General features: G+C 58.7%; 10 protein-coding genes. 7 read left to right on the forward strand and 3 right to left on the reverse strand.

The genetic code is table 11. The features are described 5' to 3' along the window. Positions 1–7: 7 nt before the first annotated feature. Complete coding sequence (gene yhdP, locus MKZ79_RS08870; RefSeq protein ID WP_336141410.1) at positions 8–3,784, forward strand: AsmA2 domain-containing protein YhdP; 3,777 nt, start codon at positions 8–10, stop codon at positions 3,782–3,784. A gap of 82 nt (positions 3,785–3,866) precedes the next feature. Next, positions 3,867–5,312 (forward strand): metalloprotease TldD, encoded by a 1,446-nt coding sequence (gene tldD, locus MKZ79_RS08875; protein WP_336141412.1) that lies wholly within the window; start codon positions 3,867–3,869, stop codon positions 5,310–5,312. Between the two features lie 47 nt (positions 5,313–5,359). Here the strand turns inward: tldD and aaeR are convergent, their stop codons facing one another. Further along, the gene (gene aaeR / locus MKZ79_RS08880; RefSeq protein WP_336141414.1) at positions 5,360–6,277 is read right to left on the reverse strand and encodes an HTH-type transcriptional activator AaeR; all 918 of its coding nucleotides are present in this window, start codon (positions 6,275–6,277) and stop codon (positions 5,360–5,362) included. Positions 6,278–6,547: 270 nt separating this feature from the next. On the opposite strand from aaeR, the gene aaeX reads away from it, so the two are divergent. From aaeX to MKZ79_RS08905, 5 genes are all read left to right on the forward strand, one after another. Beyond that, positions 6,548–6,751 carry a p-hydroxybenzoic acid efflux pump operon protein AaeX gene (gene aaeX, locus MKZ79_RS08885; RefSeq protein WP_034890367.1) on the forward strand — a complete coding sequence of 68 codons (204 nt, stop codon included), beginning with the start codon at positions 6,548–6,550 and terminating at the stop codon, positions 6,749–6,751. Between the two features lie 7 nt (positions 6,752–6,758). Then, positions 6,759–7,691 carry a p-hydroxybenzoic acid efflux pump subunit AaeA gene (aaeA, locus tag MKZ79_RS08890; protein WP_336141415.1) on the forward strand — a complete coding sequence of 311 codons (933 nt, stop codon included), beginning with the start codon at positions 6,759–6,761 and terminating at the stop codon, positions 7,689–7,691. 5 nt (positions 7,692–7,696) lie between these two features. Next, positions 7,697–9,652 (forward strand): p-hydroxybenzoic acid efflux pump subunit AaeB, encoded by a 1,956-nt coding sequence (gene aaeB / locus MKZ79_RS08895; RefSeq protein ID WP_336141416.1) that lies wholly within the window; start codon positions 7,697–7,699, stop codon positions 9,650–9,652. A gap of 88 nt (positions 9,653–9,740) precedes the next feature. Beyond that, the gene (locus tag MKZ79_RS08900; protein WP_336141417.1) at positions 9,741–11,192 is read left to right on the forward strand and encodes an NAD-dependent succinate-semialdehyde dehydrogenase; all 1,452 of its coding nucleotides are present in this window, start codon (positions 9,741–9,743) and stop codon (positions 11,190–11,192) included. A gap of 48 nt (positions 11,193–11,240) precedes the next feature. Continuing rightward, entirely contained in the window at positions 11,241–11,510 is a 270-nt protein-coding gene (locus MKZ79_RS08905; RefSeq protein ID WP_336141418.1) for a barstar family protein, read from the forward strand. Positions 11,511–11,580: 70 nt separating this feature from the next. On the opposite strand, the gene yhcN (MKZ79_RS08910) is transcribed toward MKZ79_RS08905, so the two are convergent. Together yhcN (MKZ79_RS08910) and yhcN (MKZ79_RS08915) are read right to left on the reverse strand one after the other, a co-directional pair. Further along, complete coding sequence (gene yhcN, locus MKZ79_RS08910) at positions 11,581–11,850, reverse strand: peroxide/acid stress response protein YhcN (RefSeq protein WP_336141419.1); 270 nt, start codon at positions 11,848–11,850, stop codon at positions 11,581–11,583. Between the two features lie 102 nt (positions 11,851–11,952). After that, the gene (gene yhcN / locus MKZ79_RS08915) at positions 11,953–12,216 is read right to left on the reverse strand and encodes a peroxide/acid stress response protein YhcN (protein WP_336141420.1); all 264 of its coding nucleotides are present in this window, start codon (positions 12,214–12,216) and stop codon (positions 11,953–11,955) included. Positions 12,217–12,248 lie beyond the last annotated feature (32 nt).

The following is a 12,248-nucleotide window of genomic DNA, read 5'->3' on the forward strand; positions in this document are numbered from 1 at the left end:
GAGGTGTGTGAGGCAATTGCCGAGGATTCTGCTACTGACCGGCGCAATAATCGTCGTTATTGTTGCGCTGATAGTGAGCGGTCTGCGTCTGGCGATGCCGCATATGAACAGCTGGCGCGAACCCATTCTGCACCGCCTGTCCGCCGTGGTCGGTATGCCGATAGAGGCCGCCTCACTCACTGGCCGCTGGGAAAACTTCGGGCCGGTGCTGGAGATAAAATCCCTCGATATCGCCTTAAAAGATGGCGGCACGCTGAAAGTCGATCGCGTCTCGCTGGCTTTTGACGTCTGGCAGTCGCTGCTGCATCTGCGGCCGCAGTTCCGCAATCTTACTTTCTGGCAGCTCGATCTCGTCACCAACACGCCATTGACCTCCGGCGGCAGCAGCAAGGTAGAGCTTAAGCCGGGCGAATTCAGCGACCTCTTTCTGCGTCAGTTTGACCATTTCGATCTGCGGCAGAGCCAGATCAGCTTTCTGACCCTTTCCGGCCAGCGCGCCAGGCTGGCGATTCCCCAACTGACGTGGCTGAACGAAAAAAACCGTCATCGTGCCGAAGGGCTGGTCAGCCTTTCCAGCTTTACCGGCCAGCATGGCGTGGTACAGGTTCGTCTCGATTTAAGCGACACCAACGGCTATCTGGATACCGGCCGCGCCTGGATGCAGGCTGACGATGTGGATGTGCGTCCCTGGCTGGGGCAATGGATGCAGGATAACACCAGCCTGAAAAGCGCGCGCTTTTCGCTGGCCGCCTGGATGAGCCTGCAGGAAGGGGAAATCCACAGCGGCGATATCCTGTTGAAAAAAGGCGGCGCGGAGTGGCAGGGCGATCGGCGAGCGCATCAGCTGACGGTGGACAATATGACCGCCCATCTCAGCCGTTTCGCAAACGGCTGGCGCATGGAGGTGCCGCAAACCAACCTCGCGACCGACGGCACGGCCTGGCCGAAAGGGCAGGTATCGCTGCTCTGGCTGCCAAAAAATCGGGCTGACTCCGAAGAGCTGCGGGTGCGCGCTACTCATCTGGCGCTGGAGCGCATCGACGCGCTGCTGCCGCTCTTTTCCCAGGTTACGCCTGGGCTGCTGGCCAACTGGCGAACCCTGCAGCCTCGCGGCGAAGTCCAGGCGCTGGCCGCTGATATCCCTTTGCAGCAGCCGGAGCAAACCCGCTTTCAGGCCCGCTGGCGCAATTTAAGCTGGCAGCACTGGGAACTGCTGCCGGGGATGCAGCACTTTGACGGCTCGCTGACCGGCGGCGTGGCGGACGGCAAGCTGAAGTTCGATGTGAAAGACGCGGTGCTGCCTTACGGCACTATGTTCCGCGCGCCGCTGGAAATTGCGCAGGCGCGCGGCGCGCTAAGCTGGCGCAGCGACGGTGAAGGCTTAACGCTGGCGGGACGGGATCTGGACGTGCAGGCGCGCTCGCTGTGGGCGAAAGGCGACTTCACTTATGCGCAGGCGAAAGATCGGCCGCCGCGGCTGGATATTCTGACGGGTATCAACCTCACTAACGCCGGCGACGCCTGGCGCTACTTCCCTGAGCCGCTGATGGGCACGGCGCTGACCGATTACCTGAGCGGCGCCATTAAAGGCGGCCACGTGGAAAACGCCACGCTGCTGTTCGCCGGCAATCCGCAGCTCTTTCCGTTCAAGCATAACGACGGCATGTTTCAGGTCTGGGTGCCTTTGCGTCAGGCTACCTACCAGTTTCAGCCCGGCTGGCCGGATCTGCAAAAGCTGGATATCGACCTGAATTTTATCAACGATGGCCTGTTTATGAAGGCGCAGGAAACAAAGCTCGGCAACGTACAGGGCCGAAATATCGCTGCCATCATTCCCGACTATATGAAAGAAAGGCTGATTATCGACAGCGAAATCAGCGGGTCGGGCGCGGATATAGGGCACTACTTTAATCAGACGCCGCTAAAGCCAGAGCTGGGCGCGGCGCTGGACGAGCTGCAGATCGGCGGCGATGTAAGCGGTCGCTTACATCTAAATATCCCGCTGGATGGCCAGCAGGTCAAAGCCAGCGGCGATGTTAATCTGCGTAATAACTCGCTGTTTATCAAACCGCTTAACAGCACCATCAAACAGCTGAGCGGGCGCTTCAGCTACGACAACGGCAATTTGCAGAGCGAGCCGCTGACCGCCAGCTGGTTCGGACAGCCGATTAACGTCACCTTTAATACCCAGGAAGGCGCTAAGCAGTACGCTATTGGCGTCAACCTTAACGGAGAGTGGCGGCCGGATAAAATCGACGTGCTGCCGGCGGCAATGCGTGAAAAGCTGGGCGGCAGCGCCAGCTGGCAAAGCGTCGTGGCGATTACGCTGCCGCACGGCGGCGGCGCGAACTACAACATCTCGCTGAACGGCGATCTGAAGAATGTAAGCAGTAACTTACCTGCACCGCTTGATAAAACGCGGGATATGGCGATGCCGGTACGCGTAGAGGCGCAGGGCGATCTCGCCGCCTTTACGCTGCACGGCGCGGTTGGCAATGACCACCGCTTTAACAGCCGCTGGCTGCTGGGCAAACAGCTCCGCATTGACCGCGGCATCTGGGAAAACGACGCGGCGCAGACGCCGCCGCTGCCGGATGCCTCTGGCATGGTGCTCAACCTGCCGCCGCTGGACGGTGAAGCCTGGCTGGGCCTGCTGGCGGGCGGCGCAGGCGGCGCAAGTGGCGGACAAGCTTATCTGCCGGGCAACATCACGCTGCGCACGCCCTCTTTGACGCTGGGCGGCCAGCGCTGGCACGACCTGGAGGCAACGCTGAACCAGACGGTAGCGGGCGAAAACGTGGTGCAGGCCAAAGGACGGGAGATCGACGGCAAGCTGGTAATGCGTCAGCATGCGCCGTGGCTCGGCCAAATCGCTTACCTTTATTACAATCCGCAGTGGCCAACCGGCGGCGGCTCAATGCCGTTCTCCGGTAAATCCGCCATTGACTTCAGCGGCTGGCCCGCGCTCAATTTGACCTGCGACGAATGCTGGCTGCGCGGCCAGCGCTTTGGCCGCATCCAGGCCAACCTCAGCCACACCAGCGACACGCTGACGCTGAAAAACGGTTTGGTGGATATCGGCAGCGCGCGGTTAAAGGCAGAAGGCGAATGGGTCAATCAGCCTGGCGAACAGCGAACGGCGCTAAAAGGCACGCTCAGCGGCAAGAAAATCGATGACGCCACCAACTGGTTTGGCATGAATTCGCCGCTGCGCGACGCGCCGTTCAATATCGACTATGACCTGCACTGGCAGGCGGAACCGTGGCAGCCATCGGCGAAGACGTTGAGCGGCGTGCTGAAATCGCATCTGGGCGCCGGTCAGATCGCGGACGTCAACACCGGCCGCGCCGGCCAGCTGCTGCGGCTGGTCAGCTTCGACGCGCTGCTGCGCAAGCTGCGCCTCGATTTTACCGACACCTTCAGCCAGGGATTCTGGTTCGACTCTATCAACGGCACCGCCTGGATTGAAAAAGGCGTGCTGCGCACCGATAACCTACTGGTGGACGGACTGGAAGCGGATATTGCCATGCAAGGCAAAATCGATCTGGTCAGGCGACAGATCGATATGGAAGCCGTAGTCGCGCCGGAAATCTCGGCCACCGTCGGCGTGGCGGCGGCCTTTGCGGTCAACCCGGTTGTTGGCGCGGCAGTATTCGCGGCCAGCAAAGCGCTGGCGCCGCTGTGGAATAAAATCTCGGTGCTGCGCTATCACCTTTCCGGCCCGCTGGACAAGCCGCAGATCGATGAAGTCCTGCGCAAACCGCGGGAAAAGAGCGCGAAGTGAATTTGACGTGACCGGGGAATTGCCTCAGGCTATAGAGATTATGACGCCAGCGGCGACTGGCTCCCCAACAGAGCGAGAATACATGAGTCTGAATCTGGTAAGTGAACAGTTACTAACTGCTAATAATATCAACCAACAGGATCTCTTTTCCCTTCTCGGTCAGCTCTCGGAACGCAAGCTGGATTACGCCGATCTCTACTTCCAGTCCGGCTACCATGAATCCTGGGTGCTGGAAGACCGGATTATCAAGGACGGCTCCTGGAACATCGATCAGGGCGTCGGCGTGCGCGCCGTCAGCGGCGAGAAAACCGGTTTCGCCTATGCCGATCAAATCACTCTGAACGCGCTGACGCAAAGCGCCACGGCGGCGCGCAGCATCGTGCGCGAACAGGGCAACGGCAAAGCACACACGCTGGGTGCGGTAATGAACCGCCAGCTCTATCCGGCGGTCGATCCGCTGCAGAGCCTGAGCCGCGAAGAGAAAATCGCGCTGCTGCATCGTGTTGACGCCACGGCGCGCGCGGCGGATAAGCGCGTGCAGGAAGTTAGCGCCAGCCTGAGCGGCGTCTACGAGATGGTGCTGGTGGCAGCCACAGACGGCACGCTGGCTGCCGATGTGCGTCCGCTGGTACGGCTTTCCATCAGCGTGCAGGTTGAGCAGGACGGCAAGCGCGAGCGCGGCTCCAGCGGCGGCGGCGGTCGTTTCGGCTATGAGTTCTTCCTGGCGGACGAGTCCGGCGAAATCCGTGCCGAAGCCTGGGCGCGCGAAGCGGTACGCATGGCGCTGGTCAACCTGAGCGCCGTAGCGGCGCCGGCGGGCAGCATTCCTGTAGTGCTGGGCGCGGGCTGGCCTGGCGTGCTGCTGCACGAAGCGGTTGGTCACGGTCTGGAAGGCGACTTCAACCGTCGCGGTACCTCGGTATTCAGCGGCCAGATTGGACAAAAAGTCGCTTCCGATCTCTGTACCGTGGTGGATGATGGTACCATTGAAGGCCTGCGCGGTTCGCTGGCGATCGACGATGAAGGCGTGCCGGGCCAGTACAACGTGCTGATTGAGAACGGCATCCTGAAAGGCTATATGCAGGATAAGCTCAACGCTCGTCTGATGGGCGTGGCGCCTACCGGCAACGGTCGTCGCGAATCTTACGCGCACCTGCCGATGCCGCGTATGACCAACACCTATATGCTGGCGGGCAAATCGACGCCGGAAGAGATCATCGCCAGCGTGGAGTATGGCCTTTATGCGCCGAACTTCGGCGGCGGCCAGGTGGATATCACCTCAGGTAAATTTGTTTTCTCTACCTCTGAGGCCTATCTGATCGAGAATGGCAAAGTGACCAAACCGGTGAAGGGCGCGACGCTGATCGGCTCCGGCATTGAAGCGATGCAGCAGATCTCGATGGTCGGCAACGACCTGGCGCTGGATAAAGGCGTCGGCGTCTGCGGCAAAGAGGGCCAGAGTCTGCCGGTTGGCGTAGGTCAGCCAACGCTGAAGCTGGACAAGCTGACGGTTGGCGGCACCGCCTGATCGCTTTCTGACTCTCTTCAGGGGCGCGCCGTGACGGTGCGCCCTTTTTATTCCTGCCGATACTCCTGATAAACGTCCGCCACCTTATGGAAATAGTCCGTCAGGTAGTTGATGCAGACCTGCACCTTCAGCGGCAGCTTGTCTTTCTGCGTATAAACCGCGTAAACCGGACGCGGATCGGACTGATAATGTGCAAACAGAATCTCAATCTTGCCAGCGTTAATCTCATCGATAATCCACATCAAAGGCACATAGGCGATGCCGGTGCCCGCTACCAGCCAGCGGATCAGCGTCTGCGAATCGTTGGTGGCGAAGCGTCCCTGCGGCGAAAGACGGATAGAGATGCCTTCCGGCGAGGTCAGCTCAAAGTCGTTATCGGGCCGTACGCTGTACTCCAGCCAGGAGAAATTGCCGATGTCGGAAGGCTTTTCCGGTGTGCCGTGCTGCGCCAGATAGCTTTTGGCCGCGCAGACCACCATCGGCATCGAGCCGAGCCGCCGCGAAAAAAGGCTGGAGTCGCGCAGTGCGCCAACGCGGATCACCAGATCCAGCCCGTCCGCGATCAGGTCGGGCGCAGGAATGCCGGTAACCAGATTCACCGTCAGGCCGGGATACTCCTTCAGCATATCGGCGGTCATATTAGCCAGCACGTTTTGCGCCATCGTCGAAGAGCTGCCGATACGCAGCGTGCCGACAGGCGTATTGTTAAAAGCGTAGAGCTGCTCATGTACCTGCTGCGCTTCGGACATCATTCGGCGGCAACCCTGGAAATAGATTTTCCCGGCTTCGGTCAGGCCGATGCTACGCGTGCTGCGGTTCAGCAGCTTCACCTGCAGCTCATCTTCCAGTTTGGCCACAATCTGGCTGACGGCGGAAACGCTCATCTGCAGATGGCTGGCTGCGGCGGTAAAAGAACCCAGTTCTACCACGCGCGCGAACACGGACATGCCTTTCATTCTTTCCATTATTAACTCTGGCTTAAAAGTGATTTAGATCACATTAGGTAGAAAACGTATAGTCAGCCGCGTTACTATAGCATCGCCGGGTTACGGTTCCGTAACTCAACTCGCCAAAGTGCTGGCTCCTGAATAGGCTATTATTCATAGAGCGCCGGTTTTGATAAGACCGCTCGCGGTCAGTCTGACATCATCACCCGTAGAGCAGCAGCCTCCCTGTACAGGGCGGTAGTTTTGTGTGGCGAAAGGAACGCCCGGTAAACCCGACAAGGATAAGAGATGAGTGTGCTTCCGGTTATTGTGATATTTGGGCTCTCCTTCCCGCCCATATTCTTTGAAATTATTGTGTCATTGATGCTGTTCTGGCTGGTGCGTCGCCTGCTGACGCCGACTGGAATCTATGACCTGGTCTGGCATCCGGCTTTATTTAATACAGCACTCTACTGCTGCCTGTTCTATCTGGTTTCCCGATTGTTTGTCTGAGGTCATAGTGAAAGCGTTAACAAGAAAAATCTCCCGGTTCGCCATTACCCTTATCCTGGTCGTGATTGCTGTTGTCGGCATTTTTCACGTGTGGGTCTACTACACCGAATCACCCTGGACGCGCGACGCGAAATTCACGGCGGACGTGGTCGCTATCGCGCCGGACGTCAGCGGCCTGATTACCGACGTGCGCGTGCGTGACAACCAGCTGGTGAAGAAAGATCAGGTGCTGTTTGTGGTCGATCAGCCGCGCTATCAGCAGGCGCTGAACGAAGCGGAAGCGGACGTGGCTTACTATCAGGCGCTGGTCAACGAGAAACGCCGTGAAGCTAGCCGCCGTAACCAGCTGGGCGTTTCCGCCATGTCGCGCGAAGCCATCGAGCAGGCCAACAACGACTACCAGACCTCGGAACATCAGCTGGCGAAAGCCATCGCCACCCGCGACACCGCGAAGCTGGATCTGGAGCGTACCGTGGTGAAAGCGCCTGCGGACGGCTGGGTGACCAACCTTAACGTCTACCGCGGCGAATTTATTACGCGCGGCTCGACCGCCGTAGCGCTGGTGCAGCAGCATACTTTCTATGTGCTGGCCTATATGGAAGAAACCAAGCTGGAAGGCGTGCGTCCGGGCTATCGCGTGGAAATCACGCCGCTGGGCAGCAACCGCGTGCTGCACGGCACCGTAGACAGCGTCGCCGCCGGCGTCACCAACAGCAGCAGCAGCAGCGACAGCAAAGGCATGGCGACCATCGACTCCAACCTGGAATGGGTGCGCCTCGCGCAGCGCGTGCCGGTGCGTATTCACCTGGATCAGCAGCAGGGCAATCTCTATCCTTCCGGCACCACGGCGACCGTGATCGTCACCGGCGCGCAGGATCGCCAGCCGCATGAGATGTCGCCGATGATGAAACTGATGCATCGTCTGCGCGAGTTCGGCTAAGCGCTATGTGGTATCAATTGCAGTTTCCGATCAAGCTCACCTTCGCTATTCTGCTGGCGCTGCTGATCGGCTTTCACTTCAATCTGGAAACGCCGCGCTGGGCGGTGATGACCGCCTGTATCGTGGCGGGCGGCACCGCATTCGCCGCCGGCGGCGATCCCTTCTCCGGCGCGCTGCGCCATCGCGGCATGCTGCGTATTATCGGCACTTTTATCGGCTGCCTGGCCGCGCTGACGATTATGATCGCCACCATTCGCGCGCCGGTAGTGATGCTGCTGCTTTGCTGCCTGTGGGCCGGTTTTTGCGTCTGGCTTTCGTCGCTGATTCGCGTTGAAAACTCCTATGCGCTGGGCCTGGCAGGCTACACGGCGCTGATTATCGTGGTCAGCCTGGATGCCAACGGGTCGGTGCTGCTGGCACCGCAGTTCGCCGTGGAGCGCTGTAGCGAAATTATTATCGGCATCGTCTGCGCGATTCTGGCGGACATGCTCTTTTCGCCGCGCTCCATCAAGCAGGACATCGATCGCGCCATTGACGCTCTGCTGGTCGACCAGTATAAGCTGATGCAGCTCTGCGTCGCGCACGGCGACAAGGAAGAGGTCGATAAGGCCTGGACCGATCTGGTGCGCCGCACCACTGCGCTAAACGGTATGCGTACCCATTTGATGATGGAATCGGGCCACTGGCAGAAAGCCGAGCGGCGATTAAAGGCGCTGAACACGCTGTCACTGACGCTGATCACCCAGGCCTGTGAAACCTTTCTGATCCAGAACAGCCGTCAGGAATACGTGCCGCCGCAGTTCCACCTCTTTTTTGAAAAGCCGGTAGAGAACGTGGCCGATATCCATAAGCGCATGAAAATCATGCGTCGCGTGATCACCGCCAGCGGCAGTAAAAATACGCCGGTTACCGTCAGCAACTGGGTTGGCGCGGCGTCGCGCTATCTGCTGCTGCTGAAAGGCATCAAAACCAACAGCAGCATCAGCGGTATGGAAGAAGAGGTGCTGGACGGCGAGCCGGTAGTGAAGATGCGCTCGGCGGAAACCCGTCACGCGTTGATTAACGGCGTTCGCACCTTTGTGGCTACGGCGGTCGGTTCGCTGTTCTGGCTCTGGAGCGGCTGGACTTCCGGCAGCGGCGCGATGGTGATGCTGGCAGTGATTACCGCGCTGGCGATGCGGATGCCTAATCCGCTGATGATGGCGAAAGACTTCCTTTACGGCATGCTGGTAGCTATTCCGCTGGGCGCCTTCTACTACATGGTGCTGATGCCCGCCACGCAGCAAAGTATGCTGCTGCTCTGTATCTGCCTGGGCGTGATGGCCTTTATCGGCGGTATCCTTATCCAGCGCCGCCAGATCGGCACGCTGGGCGCGCTGGTCGGCACCATCAATATCCTGACGCTGGATAACCCGATGACCTTTAACGTTAGCGCCTTTCTGGACAACGCGCTTGGTCAGGCCATCGGCTGCTTCCTGGCGCTGCTCGTGATTCTGCTGATCCGCGACACTTCCAAAGCGCGTACCGGCCGCACGCTGCTGAACCGCTTTATGTATTCCGCCGTGGCGGCGATGACCACCAATCAGGCCCGTCGTCGTGAGAACCATCTTCCGGCGCTCTACCAGCAGCTGTTTATGCTGCTGAATATCTTCCCTGGCGACATCGATAAATTCCGTATCGCCCTGACGCTGATTATCGGCCATCAACGCCTGCGCGATGCCGATATTCCGATTAACAGCGATCTCTCCGCGTTTCACAAGCAGCTGCGCCACACGGCGGATCGGGTTATTTCAGCGGGCAGCGACGCTAAGCGCCGCCACTATTTCGAGCGGCTGCTGGCCGAGCTGGCTATCTATCAGGAGAAGCTGGTGCATTATGATGCGCCGTTGAACGTGACGGATCCGGTACAGCGGCTGGTCTTTATGCTGAAGAAATATCAAACCACGCTGCTGCAAATCTGACGGATCTCCGCTTCTTACCCTTTCTCACGGCCTGTCACGCAGGCCGCCATCTATACTTATCCCAACGGCAATCCAATGGGAGAACAGCATGAGTAATTCGCTTCAGGACAACGACTTATTTCAGACCGGCTTTTTTATCGACGGCCAGTGGCAGCAGAGCGACGCGACCTTTGACGTGCTTAATCCGGCAACCGGCGAGGTGATTGCCCAGGTGGCGCGCGCCGGTAAAACAGAAACGGAACGGGCTATCGCCGCTGCTGAAAAAGCTTTTCCCGCGTGGCGGGCGAAAACCGCTAAAGAGCGCAGTGAAATTCTCTACCGCTGGTATCAGCTGATTATCGAGAACAAAGCCTGGCTGGGCAAATTGATGACGGCGGAGCAGGGGAAACCGGTGAAAGAGGCGGAAGGCGAGGTCGATTACGCCGCCAGCTTTATTCAATGGTTTGCTGAGCAGGCCAAACGCGCCAATGGCGAAATCATTCCGCCAGCCAAAGCGGGCTCGCGCATTCTCGCTACCCGTGAACCTGTCGGCGTGGTCGCCGCGATTACGCCGTGGAACTTCCCGATGGCGATGCTGACGCGCAAGCTTGGCCCGGCGTTGGCCGCAGGCTGTACCGGCATCATCAAGCCCGCCAACAACACGCCGCTGTCGGCTTTCGCGCTGGTGGCGCTGGCGAAAAAAGCGGGCGTGCCGGACGGCGTGCTTAACGCTGTCGCAGGTGAAACCAAAGCGATCAGCGAAGCCATTATGGCCAGTAAAGCCGTGCGGAAAATCTCCTTCACCGGCTCGACGGAAGTTGGCAAGCTGCTGATGCGCAACGCTGCCGAAACCATGAAAAAAGTCTCTATGGAGCTGGGCGGCAACGCGCCTTATATCGTTTTTGACGACGCGGACATCGACGCGGCGGTCAAAGGCGCGATCGCCAACAAATTCCGCAACGCGGGCCAGGTTTGCGTCAGCGTTAACCGCTTCTATATCCATAACAGCGTGTACGATCGCTTTGTCAGCCAGCTGGCGGAAGAAGTCAGCAAGCTGAAAGTGGGGAACGGCATGGAGGAAGGCGTCATCGTCGGGCCGCTGATCGAAGCTTCCGCCGTGGATAAAGTGGAAGAGCACGTTAAAGATGCCAAAGCCAACGGCGGTAAAATCGTTGCGGGTGGCGACAGGCACGAGCTGGGCGGGAACTTCTGGCAGCCAACCGTGATTGCGGAAGCCAATGAAACCATGAAGCTGGCCAAAGAAGAAACCTTCGGCCCGGTCGCCGCTTGCTTCCGTTTTGACAGTGAAGAGGAGGTTATCCGCCGCGCCAATGATACCGAATTTGGTCTGGCCGCCTACTTCTATACTCGCGACGTGCAGCGTATTTTCCGCGTGGCGGCAGCGCTGGAGAGCGGAATGGTCGGCATTAACGAGTGCGCGGTTTCTACCGAGCTGGCGCCTTTTGGCGGCGTCAAAGAGTCCGGGCTGGGCCGCGAGGGCTCGGTGCTGGGACTGGAAGAGTTTTTAGAAGTCAAAGCCCTGCATATCGGGGGACTGTAACTCACCGGGCGGCCAGGCGTCGCCCACCGTTTTCCTGTGGAGCGGCCTATGAGAACAGAAATTTTTGATTTTAACGAGATCGTGGATCAGGCGCATTTTTTCCGGCAGTTCAGCGATCGCTTTGCGCTGGGCGATCGGCCGATCGTTGACCTGGACAGCTTGTGGGAAGTGATCGAAGGGCGGATGCTGCCGCTGCCGTTGGAAATCGTCTTTGTGCATCTTGGTAGCGGCCAGAAACGACGCTATGGCGCGCTGATCCTGCTGTTTGACGAAGCGGAAGAGGAGCTGGAAGGCGAGTTGCGTTTTAACGTGCGTTGAGCGAAAAAAGGCCCCCGGCGAACGGGGCCAAAAGGTTCGTCATAAACCGTTAGGGTACGGCGACGAGGAATTACTTATAGAGTTCTGCGGTCGCGTGATAGTTGCCGTTGTTATAGGCCTCAATCACCCGATAGGCCGTAGCCCCCTGCTGATCGGCTTTTTGCGACAGCTGCTCGCGAATAGTCGTTGGCGCGCCGTCGATGCCGCTGACGCTGATGGTGCCGACGGACTGAAGATTTTCACTGGCGACCTGCTGATCGGTGACCAGGTTAGCGGCGCTGGCGCCGAAGGAGAGAACGGAAGCCAGGCTTAGTGCGGCGATAGCGAATGTAGTTTTCATAACAGATGCTCCAGAGTAGGGCGATAACCGAAAGGGCTAAAAAACGTTTATTATTCTTGGGGTTACCGTCGGGTTACGAGTTCGTTGTTGCGTACGTTTAACTTATTTATACAGCTCAGCCGTAGCGTGATAGTTGCCATTCATGTAGGCCTCTACAACGCGATAGGCTTTAGCGCCCTGAGCGTCAGCTTTTTCATTCAGCTGCGCCTTGATATCCATTGGTGAAGCGCTGACGCCGCTGACGCTAACGGTGCCGATCGATTGCATGTTTTGCGCCTGATCCGCATTAACGGAATCAGCTGCAAAAGCACCAAAAGAGAGCACGGAAAGCAAGCTTGCGGCAGCGATGGTCATTTTTACGTTCATGGTCGTTTTCCTCGTCATTGTTTTTATCTTGT

The organism is Erwinia sp. CGal63, from assembly GCF_037026505.1.
Classification (GTDB): domain Bacteria; phylum Pseudomonadota; class Gammaproteobacteria; order Enterobacterales; family Enterobacteriaceae; genus Erwinia.